General features: G+C 62.5%; 16 protein-coding genes. 6 read left to right on the forward strand and 10 right to left on the reverse strand.

The genetic code is table 11. From position 1 onward, the window contains the following. Positions 1-345 precede the first annotated feature (345 nt). From QWB57_RS11225 to QWB57_RS11255, 7 genes are all read right to left on the reverse strand, one after another. A complete protein-coding gene (locus tag QWB57_RS11225) occupies positions 346-897 on the reverse strand; it encodes a Sua5/YciO/YrdC/YwlC family protein (RefSeq protein ID WP_223629698.1) in 552 nt (183 codons plus the stop codon). Beyond that, positions 894-3,476 carry a DNA topoisomerase I gene (locus QWB57_RS11230; RefSeq protein ID WP_288969593.1) on the reverse strand — a complete coding sequence of 861 codons (2,583 nt, stop codon included), beginning with the start codon at positions 3,474-3,476 and terminating at the stop codon, positions 894-896. Before QWB57_RS11230 ends, QWB57_RS11225 begins: the two co-directional genes overlap by 4 nt. Positions 3,477-3,623: 147 nt before the next feature. Then, positions 3,624-4,451 (reverse strand): RDD family protein, encoded by an 828-nt coding sequence (locus QWB57_RS11235; RefSeq protein WP_288969594.1) that lies wholly within the window; start codon positions 4,449-4,451, stop codon positions 3,624-3,626. Then, positions 4,448-5,077, reverse strand: a complete 630-nt coding sequence (locus QWB57_RS11240) for a DUF4339 domain-containing protein (protein ID WP_223629701.1) — start codon at positions 5,075-5,077, stop codon at positions 4,448-4,450. The genes QWB57_RS11235 and QWB57_RS11240 overlap by 4 nt, the downstream gene beginning before the upstream one ends. 22 nt (positions 5,078-5,099) lie before the next feature. Further along, positions 5,100-5,591, reverse strand: coding sequence for a DUF494 family protein (locus tag QWB57_RS11245; protein ID WP_223629702.1), 492 nt, complete (start codon positions 5,589-5,591; stop codon positions 5,100-5,102). 48 nt (positions 5,592-5,639) lie between these two features. Continuing rightward, positions 5,640-6,770 carry a DNA-processing protein DprA gene (gene dprA, locus QWB57_RS11250; protein WP_288969596.1) on the reverse strand — a complete coding sequence of 377 codons (1,131 nt, stop codon included), beginning with the start codon at positions 6,768-6,770 and terminating at the stop codon, positions 5,640-5,642. A gap of 76 nt (positions 6,771-6,846) precedes the next feature. Further along, complete coding sequence (locus QWB57_RS11255) at positions 6,847-8,013, reverse strand: LysM peptidoglycan-binding domain-containing protein (protein WP_223629735.1); 1,167 nt, start codon at positions 8,011-8,013, stop codon at positions 6,847-6,849. 177 nt (positions 8,014-8,190) lie between these two features. Between QWB57_RS11255 and def the strand changes: the two genes are divergently transcribed. The 5 genes from def to QWB57_RS11280 are packed head-to-tail and all read left to right on the forward strand — an operon-like array spanning position 8,191 to position 13,653. Beyond that, the gene (gene def / locus QWB57_RS11260; protein ID WP_223629704.1) at positions 8,191-8,703 is read left to right on the forward strand and encodes a peptide deformylase; all 513 of its coding nucleotides are present in this window, start codon (positions 8,191-8,193) and stop codon (positions 8,701-8,703) included. A gap of 4 nt (positions 8,704-8,707) precedes the next feature. Continuing rightward, positions 8,708-9,625 (forward strand): methionyl-tRNA formyltransferase, encoded by a 918-nt coding sequence (fmt, locus tag QWB57_RS11265; protein ID WP_288969598.1) that lies wholly within the window; start codon positions 8,708-8,710, stop codon positions 9,623-9,625. Beyond that, entirely contained in the window at positions 9,622-10,905 is a 1,284-nt protein-coding gene (gene rsmB, locus QWB57_RS11270; RefSeq protein ID WP_288969599.1) for a 16S rRNA (cytosine(967)-C(5))-methyltransferase RsmB, read from the forward strand. The genes fmt and rsmB overlap by 4 nt, the downstream gene beginning before the upstream one ends. A 24-nt stretch (positions 10,906-10,929) precedes the next feature. After that, positions 10,930-12,600, forward strand: coding sequence for a glycosyltransferase family 39 protein (locus tag QWB57_RS11275; RefSeq protein WP_288969601.1), 1,671 nt, complete (start codon positions 10,930-10,932; stop codon positions 12,598-12,600). A 42-nt stretch (positions 12,601-12,642) separates the two neighbouring features. Next, the gene (locus QWB57_RS11280) at positions 12,643-13,653 is read left to right on the forward strand and encodes a glycosyltransferase (protein ID WP_288969603.1); all 1,011 of its coding nucleotides are present in this window, start codon (positions 12,643-12,645) and stop codon (positions 13,651-13,653) included. Between the two features lie 20 nt (positions 13,654-13,673). On the opposite strand, the gene QWB57_RS11285 is transcribed toward QWB57_RS11280, so the two are convergent. The 3 genes from QWB57_RS11285 to ttcA all read right to left on the reverse strand — a co-directional run bounded on the left by QWB57_RS11285 (position 13,674) and on the right by ttcA (position 16,573). Beyond that, complete coding sequence (locus QWB57_RS11285; RefSeq protein ID WP_223629709.1) at positions 13,674-14,594, reverse strand: lauroyl acyltransferase; 921 nt, start codon at positions 14,592-14,594, stop codon at positions 13,674-13,676. Positions 14,595-14,630: 36 nt separating this feature from the next. Beyond that, complete coding sequence (locus QWB57_RS11290) at positions 14,631-15,533, reverse strand: recombination-associated protein RdgC (RefSeq protein ID WP_288969605.1); 903 nt, start codon at positions 15,531-15,533, stop codon at positions 14,631-14,633. A 77-nt stretch (positions 15,534-15,610) separates the two neighbouring features. Beyond that, entirely contained in the window at positions 15,611-16,573 is a 963-nt protein-coding gene (gene ttcA / locus QWB57_RS11295) for a tRNA 2-thiocytidine(32) synthetase TtcA (protein ID WP_288969606.1), read from the reverse strand. A gap of 51 nt (positions 16,574-16,624) precedes the next feature. Here ttcA and QWB57_RS11300 point away from each other — a divergent pair, with 51 nt between their 5' ends. Then, positions 16,625-16,843 (forward strand): YdcH family protein, encoded by a 219-nt coding sequence (locus QWB57_RS11300; protein ID WP_223629712.1) that lies wholly within the window; start codon positions 16,625-16,627, stop codon positions 16,841-16,843. Positions 16,844-16,879 lie beyond the last annotated feature (36 nt).

The raw sequence follows: 16,879 nt of genomic DNA on the forward strand, positions 1-16,879 counted from the left end.
CCATCGGCCGCCACCCCGCCGCGATGCGCCATATTCGACAAGGCTTGCAACGCGCCATCGATGATCGACCGCGAGCATGTGCCGTCTACCTGTGCAATCAGGCCAAAACCGCAAGAGTCATGTTCGCTGGCAGGGTCATACAAACCCCGAGTCGGGCTGCGCCGCATCGTAGTGTCCAATGTGATTGAAAGTGGAGAACACCGCGCGGCAACAATCCCGGTTTGACGCAGTGCACAACCCGACTAAACCACACTTTGTGCGACGCAACAAGTAGTCTGGCGAAGAAAATTTTTGTTGCGCTTGAAACTGCTTCCGGGGCCCGCAAACACAAGGCCCCTGCGGGTTTCAGCGCAACGTGCTGCCGCTGCGCGCATCGCGAATGGTGCTGGGCTGCTGGCGGCCCAAGGTCTCGCCTTCGCTGATGGCATCCACACCCGCAAGGATGCGCGGATCGAGTTCGGCGCGGCTGCACGGCGAGGGCTCGCTGGCGATATTGGCGCTGGTGGACACCAGTGCGCCACCGAAGGTATCGCACAGTGCCCGCACCAGCGGGTGCGCCGTCACGCGCACGGCGATGCCGGTGTGCGCACCGGTGATCCAACGCGGTGCATTGGCCGATGCCGGCACGATCCACGTATTTGGCCCCGGCCAGCTGGCGCGTACCTGCGCAAGCTGTGCCTGGCTCAATGGCGAAGTCTCGATGAACGCCGCCAACTGGGCTTCATCGCTGGCGATCAGGATCAAGCCTTTGGCCACATCGCGCTGCTTGAGCGCCAGTAATCGCAATACCGCCACTTCGTTGTGCGGATCGCAGCCCAAGCCCCACACGCCTTCAGTGGGGTAGGCAATCACGCCACCTTGACGCAGTAGCGCGGTGATGGTGTCAATGGATTTCAAAACGGGGCATCGCCATGGTTGGTTTTTTTCACCACCCGCTTTTTACCAGGCTCGACTTTGGCTGCAGTGAGCAGTGGCTTGGCCGGCGCAATACCGCTGGAATACAGAAGCGGTGATTTTTTGGCAACGGCTTTTGGGGCCGCCTTTTTCGCCGCAGGCTTCTTGGCGGCGGCTTTCCTGGCTGGCTTGTCAGCGGCGGTTTTTTTCGCTGTCGCTTTCTTCGCTGCAGCTTTTTTGACCACCGTCTTTTTCGCGCCAAACCCCTTGCGCGCAGGCTTGCCGGTGTCAGCCATCAACTGCTGCACTTCGGCCAGGGTCAACGCTGCCGGCTCGCGGTCTTTTGGAATTTTGCCGTTGAGCACGCCATCGGACAGATACGGCCCGAAGCGGCCATTGAGAACCTGGATGTCGCTGTCGGGCCATTGCTTGATGACCCGGTTGCGGGCGATTTCTTCTTTTTCTTCGATCAGGAAAATGGCACGCGCCAAAGTGATGGCATACGGGTCATCTTCTTTCTTCAATGAGGCATAGGTGCTGCCACGCTTGGCGAACGGGCCAAACCGGCCGATCCCCACGCTCACTTCCTCGCCGTTGGCATCAACGCCCAGCTGGCGCGGCATCTCGAACAACTGGAGCGCCTCCGGCAGGCTGATGCTGTAGATGCTTTGACCCGGTTTGAGCGAGGCAAACCGCGGTTTTTCCTCGTCTTCCACGGTGCCAATTTGCACCAGCGGGCCAAACCGGCCAATGCGCGCACTCAACGGGCGGCCACTGGCGGGATCCACGCCCAACACGCGCACGCTGCCGGCGTCGGCCTTGTCCAGCGAGACCTTTTTGTCATCCACCAATTCCTTGAACGGACCCCAGAATTTCTCCATCAGGGGGATCCAATTTTCTTCGCCACGGCTCACCGCATCCAACTCGTCTTCCAGATTGGCGGTGAAGTCGTAATCGACATATTTGGGGAAGTGATTGGACAGGAATTTGCTCACCGCGCGGCCAATATCGGTGGGCTTGAAGGCGCGCCCTTCCAGCAGCGCGTACTGCTTGCCGAGCAGGGTTTGGATGATCGATGCGTAGGTGGACGGCCGGCCGATGCCATATTCCTCCAGCGCTTTCACCAGCGAGGCTTCGGTGAACCGCGGCGGTGGCTGGGTGAAGTGTTGGTCGGTATGGATGCGATCCAGTGGCACCGTATCGCCCAGCTTCATCAGCGGCAGCTTGCGGCCTTCGTCCTCATCGTCCTTGCTCTTGCTGTCTTTGCCTTCTTCATACACTGCCAGAAAACCGGGCACGACCACGGTGGTGCCGCTGGCGCGGAAGGCGTGTTCGCTGCCCGCACTCAAATCCACACTGACGGTATTGAGCGTGGCCGGAATCATCTGGCTGGCCACCGCACGCTTCCAGATCAGCTCGTACAGCTTGCGCTCGTCGTCGGTCAAAAACCGCGCCACTTGGGTGGGAGTGCGCAGTGCCGAAGTGGGGCGCACGGCTTCGTGCGCTTCCTGCGCGTTCTTGGCTTTGGTCTGATAGAAATTGGGTTTGTCGGGCAGTGAGGCCGTACCAAAATCGCGCGCAATCACGTCGCGAATATCGGCCAAGGCATCTTGCGACAGGCTCACCGAGTCGGTACGCATATAGCTGATCAGGCCCACCGCGCCTTCATCACCAATGGCCACACCTTCATACAATTTTTGCGCCACCTGCATGGTCTTGCGGGTGGTGAAGCCCAGCTTGCGCGCCGCTTCCTGCTGCAAGGTGGAGGTGGTGAACGGCGGCGACGGCCGGCGCTTGCGCTCTTTGCTGGTGACATCTGTCACATGCAACTTGCCGGCGGCAGCCTGCTGGATGCGCAGGCGCGCCGCTTCCGCGGCGTTGGCGTCGGTCAGGGTGAATTCCAGCTTGCCGGTATCCTGCGCAAACTTCTTGCCATCCAATTTGATGAGTTTGGCGGTGAAGGCTTGCGCGGGATGCGCGCATTCGGCTTCCACCGACCAGTATTCGTGGGCGATGAAGGCTTCGATTTCTTCTTCGCGCTCCACGATCATGCGCAGCGCCGGCGACTGCACGCGCCCGGCCGACAGCCCGGCCTTGATCTTGCGCCACAGCACCGGCGACAGGTTGAAGCCCACCAGATAGTCCAGCGCGCGCCGCGCCTGCTGCGCATCCACCAAGTCCGAGGCGATATCACGCGGCTGGGTCATCGCGTCCTTGATCGCCCGCGGAGTGATTTCGGTAAACACCACGCGCTGCAAGCTCTTGCCTTGCAGCAGGTTGCGCTGCTTCAGAATCTCGGCGATATGCCAGCTGATCGCCTCCCCTTCGCGGTCCGGGTCGGTGGCCAGGAACAAGTGGTCGGCGGATTTGGCGGCCTTGGCAATCGCATCCACATGGCGCTCGTTTTTCTCGATGGTCTCGTAGCGCATCGCAAACCCGTTGTCCGGATCTACCGCACCTTCCTTCGGCACCAGATCGCGCACATGGCCATAGCTGGCGAGAACGGTGAAGTCCTTGCCGAGATATTTATTGATCGTCTTGGCCTTGGCGGGCGATTCGACGATAAGCAGATTTTTAGCCATGGCGACGCGGTTTTCCGAAGTGCAGTGAGCCGGTGCATGCAGCCGGCGAAGATGCCAACGCCCGGAGCAGATGCCCCGGGCGCTATTTATAGTGGAATCACGAATGTATGCCCCGTGTCAAGCGCCGCGATATTGCAAAGCCTGTCTTTAGTGGCTGGCACGAGCCGCAAACACCACCGCCGCCATAATGGCCAGCACCCCAACCACGAGCAACAAACCACCCAACACCAAGATGGTGATGGTGACGGCCCCCAGCTCTTTGCGCTGCCATTCGGGGTGCGAGGTAAATGCCCATTTATCCACCACGAGGGTGTCACACATCATGTCGTGCAGGGCGCGCTTGCGCTCGGTGAAGCCGGCCATTGCAAAGCCAATGCACAGCGTCAATGAACTCACGATCAGTCCAAAGTAGCGCCCCACACCGCGCAAAAAACTGATCTTCTGCCCATCCGAGCGAACCACCTTAATACCGACTGCCATTTTGCCCAGTGTGGCCATCGCACTGGAGGCATGCATCCCAGCAAAATAGGCAACACCAATGACCATCCCCACCAGATTACTGAGCAGCTGTACGGCGAGGAATTTGCCGCCACTGGGATCGCCCATGGAGGCAACGCCCATCATTGCGCCAATGACTCCGCCGATCATGCCGCCCACGATGCCGGCAATGAAGCCATCAATGATGTAAGCCGCCACCCGCTTCCAAAACCCTGCGTACACCACCTCGCCACCTTGGACAATGGGATTCTCGCCGACCACCTCGCTGGTCGGCGGCATATAGGGTGAGGCTGGCGCAGCAGCTTGCAGACCCAACGCCTCGGAAAAATCACTCAACGCCTGCCATTGCGGCAATCCCGAATGCCACACCAGACTGTCCAGCCGAATATCGCCATTGCGAAACAAGCGCACCAATTCGGCATCGTCCACCGGGCCACACTGCTGATGATTGCGATCTGCGTAATGCCATTGGGTCATGGGGTGTTCTCGGAAGCATCAATGGAGCAGGTGGCCGTCTGCATTTCGCAGGTAATCGTTTTCTTGCCCGGTGCTTTGGGGACGCCGGTGATCGGCGTTTGCATGTCCACTGCGGCATCCGCCTCACTGCACGCCCCATGCGGTGGCGCTGCGGGGGATTCGCCATGATTCATGGCTGCCACCGCGCTGTTGGCATAGGCCTTCATTTCCGCCAAACATGCCCCTTCGGCAGAACGCACCCGATAACTGTTGTAGGCCGGAAGTGCAATGGCGGCGAGAATCGCGATCATCGGTACCGCAAGTACCGCCGCCACAATCACCGCAATCAAGCAGCCAGACATGCCACGTGGCTTGGGCGCGGGTGCGTGATGCACCACAATGCCGGGCTGTGGGACATTGGCCTGCATCGGAGGTGGTGCTGGCGGCAACGTGGGCGGCAACGGCGGCACCGCGTGCACCCCCAATTCTTCAAGGCTGCGTTGCAACGGCTGCCAACTGTCCAAGCCTGTACGCCACACCAAGGTGTCGGGCGTAATGGTCCCCGCCCGCAACAACTCAACCAATCGCTCTGCCGGTACCGGACCAACCTGCTCGGTGCCCCCTGCGGCGTAATACCACTCTGTCATGCAACCTCCGTGTTCAAATCATTCAATGAAGTGGTTCGGGATCGTCCAGATACATCTGGGTTTCCATCCAGGCGTAGGCCGCTTCGCTACCCGGCTGATTGAACAGTACCAGCAACACCACCCATTTCAGATCATCCAGATCCAGTGAGTCTTGATCAAGCGCCATGGCTCGATCCAGCACCAATTCGCGCTGGTTTGCATCCAGCACGCCGTGCTGTTCGAGCAGCAGCAAGAAACCGCGTGCTTCCACATCCAACTTGTCCAGCTCCGCACCCTGGAACACCCGGATCGGGGCGCTGACCCGGGCCGGGCTTGCGGCCGGGCGTTGGGTGACCAGCACATCCAGCCAGTCAAATGCGCGGTGGATTTCATCGGGGGCGAAGCCGGCTTCGATCAACTCCCCCATCAACGCACCGTCTTGACTGCCAGACGCATTTCCGGGCACCAGCGCAATGTCGTTGGCGAAATAGTGTTCGAACAGATACAGCAGGACGTCCAGAATGCTTTCTTTCATCCCCCCCTGCCTGCGCCACCAAGGCGCTGTTGCTGCTGATTGCTGGTCTCAACCGCCGATTCGGCAGTAGCGGCCGTGCTCGGCCACCACCCGTCCTTCCAGTTCCAGCGTCAGCAGCATGGCCGACAGTTCGGCCACCGTCAATCCGGTGCGCTCCTCCAACTCGTCCATACCGGTTGGGTCATGACCCAAGGCAGGCCACAACCGGTTGTAGTTGGCATTGTCTTGATGCGGTGCGGACAGGGCCGCCAATGGTTGGATGGGTACGCTATCCAGTTCGCCACGCAGGGCGCGGGCCAACTCCAGAACCGAAGGACTGAGGACGTCGATGACCTCCTGCGCCGACTCCACCAGCGCGGCCCCTTCGCGAATCAGGTGGTGGCAGCCACGCGCCATCGGGTTGTGGATGGAGCCGGGCAGGGCAAACACTTCGCGCCCGGCGTCGGCGGCCTGACGGGCGGTAATCAGCGCACCTGAACGCAGTGCAGCCTCGATCACCAAGGTGCCCAGACTCAATCCCGCCAAAATACGGTTGCGGCTGGGGAAGTGCTGGCGCAGCGGGCCGGTACCGGGGGGGTGCTCGGACACCACGGCACCCGTGGCCGCGATGCGCTCCAGCAATGTCTGGTGGCGCGTTGGGTAGGCGATATCCGGGCCGGTGCCCAACACTGCGACGGTGACTCCACCCGCCTCCAGCGTGGCGCTGTGGGCGGCGGCGTCGATCCCGGCAGCCAGCCCACTGGCGATGCAGAACCCGGCGTTGGCCAGCTGCCGCGCAAACTGCCCGGCATTGGCGCAGCCGCCGGCGGTGGCAGTCCGGCTGCCGACAATGGCAACCGCAGGCCGCCACAACCGGGCCGGGTCGCCGGCCACGAACAACATTGCAGGCGGCGAGCCGATGCGCCGCAGTAGTGGGGGGTAGTCGGCATCGCGCCAGCCCAGCAGATGGTGCCCGGGTGCTTGCAGCCAGTCCGCCGCATTGCGCAGCGCCGCCGCATCAGGTGTGCGGATGGCATTGCAGGCCGGCGCGGCCAGGCCGTGGCTGGCCCAATCGCGTGCACCAGCTGCAATAGCCGCCTGCGCGGTGGCGTGCGAATCCAGCAGGCGGCGCAGCCCTGAGGCCGGCGCGCCACTAAACAGCAGGCGCAGAAGAGGTTCATGTTCGCAACGATCTGACATGCCTCCAGCATCACGCACAAACAACAACGGCACCCTCAGGTGCCGTTGCGGTACTGGGTCGGAAAACCCTGAAAACTCAGTAGGACGCGTCCGGGTGCTTGAGCTCGTAGCCCACACGCACCGGTTTGACGCTGCTCATCACCAAGGCGTAGCTGACATTGTCGAAGGTGCGGAACACCATGGCATGACCGGCAAATTCATCCGGCAGGCGCACTTTGTGTTCGGCCAAGGTGATGTCGTCGTTGGCATCCAGCCCCGATTTGATCTTGTCGGTGACCGCGTCGCCACGCTTCCACAGCGAGAACACGGTGCCATTGTCGATGCCCTCGCGTGCACCACCAGAAATGGCGATGACGTCGCGGGTGCCGCCGAACTTGTCGTGATCGGCCACCGACATTACCGTCACCCGGCCATACTTGGCCTGCTGCTTGGGTGGATGCGGAAAGAACTGCAGGTCGTAGGTTTGCGCCTCAACCGGAATCAAGCGATCACCAGCGCGCACATCACGGCCTTCGGCATCCAACAACACCGTGCTGGCCTGAATACCCGCCACTTCACCACGGGTCACCGTGCCTACCGTCTGGGTCACCAATTCATAGCCCAGAAACTCGGTGTTCTTGCTCGGAAAGACCGCATTGCTCCACAAGGTGCCGTCATCCGGGCCGGAATGGCCACGCGCATCCAGCTCCTGCCCTTGGAACACGTCACAGCACATCCCGGCGCGTTCTACCATGCGATAGCGCTTTTCCGGGCGGACTATCAAATAACGCTGACCGGCAGCAATGCCTTCCAAGCCGCGCACATACGCCACTTGGCCCCGTGATGCGTGCAAACGGCCATCTTCCAAGCCCACCACATACGGTAGGCTGGAAATATCGGACACGATACGCATGTCTTTCAGGAACGGCTCGATTTCCGCCAGCGGCACGGCATTGACCGGGCTTTCGGTCCGTGCGCCCGGCTGCACCGCCACTCGATCCAAGTACGCCAGACTCAGCACGTCACCCGGATAGATCAAATGCGGGTTTTTGATCTGCGGATTGGCTTGCCAGATTTCCGGCCACAGCCAAGGCTTCTTCAAGAAGCGCGCAGAAATGTCCCACAAGGTGTCGCCACGCTTCACCACGTAAGAATCCGGATGGTCACCGCGCATTTGTGCCGCCGCCGCATAGGTGGCCACCGTCAACAATGCAGCAGCAAGCATCGTGCGCAGCCCGCGAGAGCGCGGCACATTGGAACGCATCAGGTTGGAAACCCGTTCAAGCATGATCGCTATCTCCCCGCAGCTCTTGGCAAAATCCCCTGTCGCCCGCTCAATATAGCTCACAATCCAATCGGTCTGGCAAGCGATGGTGCAGGTTTGAGCGGCTACAATCGGCAGCGGACAGCCGTGTGGGCTGTCAAATACCGGATTTCCGCCATGTCCATGCTCCCGATTCTTGAATTTCCCGACCCGCGCCTGCGCACCAAAGCCGCCGACGTTGACCCGGCGGAATTGGCCACACCGGCGTTCCAAACCTTGCTCGACGACATGTTTGAAACCATGTACGAAGCCCCCGGAATCGGCCTTGCCGCCAGCCAGGTGGACGTGCACAAGCGCTTCATGGTGATTGACGTGACCGAGGACAAAAGCCGGCCACTGGTGTTCATCAACCCGCGGATCAGTGCCCGGGCGGGCGAACAGGTCTATCAGGAGGGCTGCTTGTCGGTGCCGGGGATTTATGCGGACGTGACACGCAGCGACACCGTCACGGTGGAGGCGCTGGATCGCCACGGACAGGCGTTTTCGCTGGACGCCGATGGCGTACTGGCGGTCTGTGTACAGCACGAAATGGACCACTTAGACGGCAAATTGTTTGTCGATTACCTGTCCCCGCTGAAACGTGAAATGGTCCGCAAGAAGTTGCTGAAGGCCAAGCGCAGCGCGGCCTGACCCCATGCGCATCGTCTTTGCAGGCACGCCCGAATTTGCCGTGCCCTGCCTGCGTGCCGCAGCCCTGCGCGGTGAAGTGGTGGGCGTGTACACCCAACCCGACCGCCCGGCCGGGCGCGGCCGCGGGCTGACGGCTTCGCCGGTCAAACTGGAGGCGGTACAGCGCGGTATTCCGGTATTCCAGCCGGACAATTTCCGCAGCGCCGAGTCCAAACGCACGCTGCGCGCACTCAAGCCCGACCTGATGGTGGTGGTGGCCTACGGTCTGCTGCTGCCGCAATCGGTGCTGGAGATTCCCGCATACGGTTGCTGGAACGTGCACGCCTCGCTGCTGCCGCGTTGGCGCGGCGCGGCACCGATCCAGCGCGCGATCGAAGCCGGCGACCGCCAAACCGGCGTGTGCCTGATGCAAATGGAGAAAGGGCTCGACACCGGCCCGGTGCTGCTCTCGCAGGCGATCGACATTGGTCCCGATGACACCGGCGGCCAGCTGCACGACCGCCTGGCCGAACTCGGCGCGCGCGTGCTGTCCGATGCGCTGGGTCTGCTGCGCGCCACGATTGTGTTGCCGCCCAAGCCGCAAGCCACCGCGGGCGTGACCTACGCGCATAAGCTGGACAAGGCTGAAGCCAGGCTCGACTGGGTGCTTCCCGCCACCGTGCTGGCCAACAAGGTGCGCGCGTTCAACCCATGGCCGGTGGCCGAAGCGCAGCTGTTGGGCGAACGCGTGCGCATCCATGCCGCTTGTGCGCTGGATGAGACCCACAACACCGCACCGGGACGCGTACTGGGCGCAGGGCGCGAGGGCATCGACGTCGCCTGCGGACAAGGCGTGCTGCGCCTGCTCAGCTTGCAGCGCGACGGCGGCAAACCGATCAGTGCACAGGATTACCGCAATGCCCGCCGCGATGTGCTGCCATGAGTGATGGCGTTGCCAGCCGCATGACCGCTGCCAATGTGCTGGAAGACGTCTTGCACCACGGGCGCTCACTGAAGGCAGCGTTGGGCAGCGCATTGCCGACACTCCCCGACCCGCGCGACCGCGCCTTGGTCGAGGCCATCGCGATGACGGCACTGCGCCAGCGCGTGCGCTACAACGCAGCGCTGGATGCGTGGATGGCACGGCCGCTGGGGCAACGTGATGGCAATTTGCGCAGCATGTTGCTGGTTGGCCTTGCCCAACTCGAAATGGGTTTGCCCGCGCATGCCGCACTGGCCGCCACGGTGGATGCCGCACGCGCACTGGGGCGCGCACATCAAGCCGGCATGGTCAACGCCCTGCTGCGCCGCGCCACCCGTGAAGCGCTACCGCCCGCCGCGCCCGAAGCGGCTTGGCCGACATGGCTGGCGCAACAGATCCGCAGCGATTGGCCGCAACAGGCGGATGCAATTTTTGCAGCCAGCGCTGAAATGCCGCCGCTGTGGCTGCGCGTCAATCGGCGCTGGATCGTGCGTGATGATTATTGGAATTTGCTGCGCGAAGCGGGGATCGAGGCAACCGACGCCCCATACTTGGCTGATGCGCTGCGCTTGCATGCCGCCGTGCCGGTACAGCAGCTGCCGGGTTTTGATGCAGGACTGGTATCGGTGCAAGACGCTGCCGCACAGGCCATTGCTGATGCGTTGACACCCGCAGCCGGCAGCCGGGTGCTGGATGCCTGCGCCGCCCCCGGCGGCAAGGCCGCGCATCTGGCCGAACGCGATGCCAGCTTGCGCATCTCCGCACTGGATGTGGATGCCCGCCGCATGCGCCGCATGCAAGACAGCTTCACCCGTTTGCGCTTGGAGATCGAGGTGCGGGTGGGTGATGCCACATCGCCCGCCGCGTGGTGGGATGGCACGCCATTCGACGCGATCCTGATCGATGCCCCGTGCAGCGCCAGCGGCATCGTGCGCCGGCAACCCGATGTGCTGCTGCATCGGCGCGAGGCCGATGTGGTGGCACTGGCCTGCATCCAGGCGCAGTTGCTGGACGCACTGTGGCCACTGCTCGCCCCCGGCGGTACGCTGGTGTATGCCACCTGCTCCATCGTGCGTGCCGAAAACAGCGCGCAAATCGAAGCCTTCCTGGCCCGCACCGCCGACGCCGCACTCGCACCACTGGCCGCCCACTTCGGCCACGACACCGGCTTTGGGCACCAGCGCCTGCCCGGCGAAGACGGCATGGACGGGTTTTTCTGTGCGCGGCTGAGAAAACGCTAACCGTTCCCGTTCAGACTATTGGCCATGACACTCACTCGCCGCGACCTCTGGCTGTTTTGGCTGTTTGCCCTGCTGATCCTGGCCACCGGCCTCGGCCTGCGTGACCCGTGGCCGGCCGACGAGCCGCGCTTCGCGCTGGTGGCCAAACACATGGTGGAAAGCGGCCACTGGCTGTTTCCACAGCGCGGCATCGAACTGTATTCGGACAAACCACCGCTGTTCATGTGGATGCAGGCCAGCCTGCTGTGGCTGACCGGCAATCTGCGTATCGCCTTCCTGCTGCCCTCGCTGTTGGCCGCACTGGGCACACTGTGGTGCGTGGTCGATCTGGGCAAGCGGCTATGGACACCACGGGTGGGCATCTACGCCGGCTGGGCGGTGCTGCTGACCATCCAGTTCACCTTCCAGGCCAAGAAAGCGCAGATCGATCCGATGGTGGTGTTCTGGATCACGCTGTCTTGCTATGGCCTGCTGCGGCATGTGTGGAAGGGCCCCGACTGGCGCATGTGGGCGCTGGGCTGGGCGGCGGCAGGCTTGGGCACCATTACCAAGGGCGTGGGCGTGATCGCACTGCTGATGCTGATTCCAGCCGGCATGGCATCGCTGCGCGGCTGGCCCGATGTGCGCGTGCACGCACGCAATCCAAGATTCTGGCTTGGCCCGCTGGCCTTCCTGGCGGCGTGCGGGGTTTGGCTGATACCGATGCTGATTGCGGCATTGGGCAATGGCGGCGATGCCTACCGCGCCTATGTGGATGACATTTTGCTGCGGCAAACCGTCACCCGCTATGCCAATTCCTGGCACCACGGCCAGCCGTGGTGGTACTTCATCGAAGTTGCGCTGACCACCTGGCTGCCGACCCTGCTGGTGCTGCCATGGGCGATCCCGGCGTGGAAGCACCGCCTTGAGCGCCGCGATGCACGCTATGCCGTACTCCTGGGTTGGGTCGTGTTGGTGTTTGTGTTCTTCAGCATTCCCTCCGGCAAGCGCGACATGTACATCCTGCCCGCACTGCCGATGCTGTGCCTGGCGCTGGCACCGCTGTTGCCGGGCCTGCTGCGCAAACCCAATGCACAGCGCCTGTTGCTGGGCTTTGTGCTGGTGTTTTCACTGGTGGCGCTGGCGGCAGGGATCGCCATGCTCACCGGTGACCCCAAGTTTGCGCGCAGCTTCATGGAGGGCCGCGATGCACAGGTAGCGCAGGGCCTTGCGTGGATGTTCGTGGCCAGTGGCGGCTTCGGGCTGGGTGCCTGTCTGTGGTTTGGCCGCCAGCGTGCACATTACGCGCTGATTGCGATGCTCACCGCCCTGTGGGTGCTGTATTCGCTGATCGGTGCACCCTTGCTCAACGACGGCAGCTCATCACGTGGCCTGATGCGCAATGTTGGCCAGGCCATTGGCCCCGACGCGCAACTGGGGCTGGTCGGCTGGCGTGAACAACAGATGCTGATGGCCGATCGTCCGGCCGCGGACTTCGGTTTCAAGCGGGACATCGCGCTGCAGTTCGCCGACGGCGTGCGCTGGCAACTGCAACAGCCCGCCACGCGCTGGCTGCTGGTGGAAGAAGGCGACGGCCTGCCGGCCTGCGTTGGCAAATCGTTGGCACGCGATATGGGCATGGCCAATGGGCGGCGCTGGTGGTTACTGGATGCTGGGGCGACCAACCCTTGCCTTCGCCGGTCATTGCCGCACTGAATTCCACGCGGGGATGCTCCCGTTCACCCCATTCGAGGCTGCATGCGCATCGTCCATCTCCTGTTGACCAGTCGCTTTGCCGGTACCGAGCGCCACGTTTTGGAGCTGGCGGCGGCACAAGCGGCTGCCGGCCACGACGTGAGTCTTGTCTTGCGCCGTGCGGCTGGACAGCCACGTGCAGATGCAATTGCACAGCGGGTTGACCCGAAGGTAAAGATTGTTTGGGTGGGGAATTTGCTGAGTACATGGCAGGCGCGTCGCGTGGTGCAACGCCTGCGGCCGGACGTTGCGCATGCCCATTTGAGCAAGGCCTGCCATGCGCTGCGCCGGCTGCGTGGCGATGGCTTACGCGTCGCTACCCTGCATATCCGCTACAAAGCGCGGCAACACCGCGATCTGGATGGCCTGATTGCCATTGCGCCTTGGCAGCTTGCCGCGATTCCTGAACCGTTGCGCTCACAGTCGGTGCAAATCGACAATTGGACCATGCCACATACCGCTGACAGCGCTGCGCGCGCGCGTCTGCGGGCCGCTTATGGCATTGATGCCACCACCGTGCTGGTCGGTGCCTTGGGCCGAATCGAGCGCAGCAAGGGCTTGGATGTGTTGATCGACGCATTTCATCGCGCGAACCTGCCCGATGCCCGGCTTGCCATTATTGGCCAGGGCCGTGAATTCAAACGCTTGCGCGCATTGGCCGACGCAACCATCATCATGCCCGGCTTTGCCGCTTCACCACAGGATTGGCTGGCCGCGTTTGATGTGTTCGTCAGCGCGGCGCGCTCGGAGCCGTTTGGTTTGGTGTTGCTGGAAGCCATGCAAGCCGGCCTGCCGATCGTGGCCAGTGCCAGCGAAGGCGCGCAGCATCTGGCGACGCAGATCGGCACCCCGCTGGTGGGCATTGACGATGCCACTGCACTGGCGCTGGCACTTCGCACTGCGTGTGCCACGCCACCCGCCCGCGTTGAGTATCCGATGGCACGTTTTCGCATTGAAGCCAAACTGCCGCAGATCGACGCGTTTTATCGCATGGGGCTTGCGCGCAGGGGCTGATCAACAGTTGCAGGCAGCGCTCAACGATACAAATCCCAATACGGATTTTCTTCGCCGCTTTCCGGTGGCCGCAGGGTATAGCGCTTGTAGGTCCACTGATATTGCGCGAAGTCGTGTTGTGCTATGGCCTCCACTCCGGCGTTAAGTGCGGTCACTGCACGTTGTGGATCGGCATCGGCGATGGCGCCTGGGGCGGCTTCAATATGCAATGCAAACTTTGGCACGCCTTTGCCGGGCAAGCGCTGGCACCAACACAGCAATACGGTCGCACCGCTGCGGTTGGCCAGCCGCCCGAGCAGGGTCATGGTCAGCGCCTGCTTGCCGAAGAACGGCGCAAATTCACCCTCTCCCGCCTTGGGCTGTTGATCCGGCAGAATGCCGACCACGCCATTTTTTTGCAGGCGCTTGAGCAAGGTGCGTACCCCCGAGGCCTCGGCGCGTACTTGCTCGACATCACCCTCCACATTGGCACGCACACGGCGCAAGAAGGCTTCACCGATGGCCGATTCCGGTGGCCGATACAAAATGGCCAGTGGCGTTTTTTTCGCCAGCCATTGATTGAGCAATTCCCAATTGCCCATATGCGGCGCGGCCACGATCAAGCCGCGCCCCGACTGTACTGCCGCATCGAACAGTGCTTCGCCGTGGACTTCAACGATGTCGCGCAGATTGCATGCCGCCGGTCGCGTCCACAGGCGCAGGGTTTCAAACGCCTGGCGGGTGGTGGTGCGCAGAATCTCGGCCAGCAGTGCTTCGCGTGCAGCGGCATCCAGCTCGGGGCGGATCAGCTCCAGATTGCGCCGCGCCACGCGCGCTTCGCGGGCGTCCAGCCGCCGCCATACATGCGCCATGCCATCGGCCAAAGCCCGCAGCACGACCCACGGCAGGCGTGCGACGGCCCATGCCAAGGCATATAGCACAGCGGCGGCAAATGCGTTCATTCCGGCATTGTAGAGGGCGCTTGGGTGGCGCTTGGGTTACTCCGCCTTGCTCAGCTTGAACGCGGCTTCCAGCACGTTGAACAGGCGCTTAAACTCGCCCGCCATCAGCGCAAAGCGCGCGCCCAGTTCGGCCACGATGTCATCGCTATCGCTGGCCTCAAGCTGATCCACCGCACCATCCAGCAACTTGAACTTGCGCACGACGAGATCTTCGCCAAGTACGAAACTGACGTGATCGTCCAAGGTCAGCGCCAGGCGCGTGGCCTGTTTGCCGGCTTCCAGATGCTTGGCGATTTCATTGCCGGACAGATCCATGCGCTGAATTTTCACCACCGCACCGGTGTCGGTGGGGTCGCGCAGTTCGCATTCATCCCCCAGGCTCAGGCCATCAGGTAACGGGTCGCCGGCAATCCAGCCGGTGAGAATGGCGCGTGGGGCGACTTCGGCATTCAGCGGCAACGCCGGAAAACTGCCCAGTGCACGGCGCACTTCCGACACCACGCTTTCGGCGCTCTTGCGCGAGGAGGTGTCCACCGCGATCACGCCGGTTTGGGTGTCGATCAGCGCATCGGTGCGCACCGGGCGCACGAAGGCACGCGGTAGCAATTCCGTGATGAGCTCATCCTTAAGCCGCTTGCGGGTACGCCCGCCGGGCTTGCGGCCTTCCTTCTCCTCGATCGCGGCCAGCTTCTTCTGCAGCAGGTCGTTGACCACCGCACCGGGCAGCAGTTTGTCTTCGCCGCCAATGGCCAACCACAGCGCGTCGCCTTGGCGTTGGCAAAATTGATCGCCATGCTGGCCCAGCGGCGTCACAAAGCCGCGTGAGGACAGCTCCAGCGCGCCCACCGGCTTGAGTTCGCACTCGGCCAACTGGGCGTCCAGATCGGCAAGGTTCAAGCTGGTGGGAAAACGAAACAGAGTGAGGTTGCGAAAGAACATTCGGGAATCCTGTGGAAAGGCCCTCGCCAGCGGATGGGCCAGGGCCAGGTGGAAATGCGGGGAAGCGCGGCGCGGGCTCAGGACTTGAGGATGTCCAGCCCGTCGTGGTTGCGCACGGGATGCAGCGCCATCGCCACCGGTTCGGCCTCGGCCGCGGTGCCGGCCAGCCAGGCGTGCGCGTTGGGCAGTGCATCATCGCCGCGTTTACCCAGCGCCAGAAAGTCGAACAGTTTGGGATCGCTCAATTGCGAGGGGCGAATATCGCCCAGCGCGCGCGCCATGGTCTCGATGCGGCCGGGCGCGTCCTTCTCCCACTGCACCAGCATCTTCTTGACCTGCTTGCGCTGCAGGTTTTCCTGCGAGCCGCACAGGTTGCAGGGGATGATCGGGAAGCCCTTGGTCTCGGCATACGCCTCGATGTCGTCCTCGCGCACATAGGCCAGCGGGCGGATCACCACATGCTTGCCGTCGTCGCTCAGCAGCTTGGGCGGCATGCCCGACAGCTTGGCGTGGAAGAACAGATTGAGGAAAAACGTGTTGACCAGATCATCGCGGTGGTGACCCAGCGCGATCTTGGTGAAGCCGTGGGTTTCGGCATAGGTGTACAGCGCGCCGCGGCGCAGGCGTGAACACAGCGAACACATGGTCTTGCCTTCCGGAATCACCCGGCTGACCACCGAATAGGTGTCTTGTTCGATGATGTGGTAATCCACGCCAATCGAAGACAAGTACTCAGGTAGTACATGCTCGGGAAAGCCGGGCTGTTTCTGATCCAGATTGACCGCGGTGATACTGAAATTGACCGGTGCTTTTTTCTGCAATTGCAGAAGTACGTCCAGCAGCGTGTAGCTGTCCTTGCCGCCGGACAGGCAGACCATCACCTTGTCACCGTCTTCGATCATGCCGAAATCGGCAATCGCCCGACCCACCTGATGGCGCAGGCGCTTGGCCAGTTTATCGGCCTGATATTTGTTCGCCACAGGCGCGCTGCGCGGGGTACGCGCAGAGACGTCGGCGAGGGGCAGATCCATGGTGTGCATCTGTGCATTTTACCTGCCACACGGGGGCTGCCGTCGCGTTATGCTGAGTCAATGAGCCAGCCCCTGAATCCGGCAGAACAATCCCGCCTGTCCCAGCGCATGGCCGTGCTGCGGCAGGAACATCGCGACCTGGATGCGGCGATCGAGCGCCTGCAGGCCGATATCCGGGCCGATGAGTTGATGCTCAAGCGCTTCAAGAAGCGCAAATTGCTGCTCAAAGACCAGATCGCCTGGATTGAAAACGCGCTGATCCCGGATCAGCCCGCTTGAGGTGCCGCTGGCCGATTCCGCGTTTATTCGCAAGAC

Origin of the sequence: uncultured Thermomonas sp. (genome assembly GCF_937872235.1) — a bacterium.
Classification (GTDB): domain Bacteria; phylum Pseudomonadota; class Gammaproteobacteria; order Xanthomonadales; family Xanthomonadaceae; genus Thermomonas; species Thermomonas beijingensis.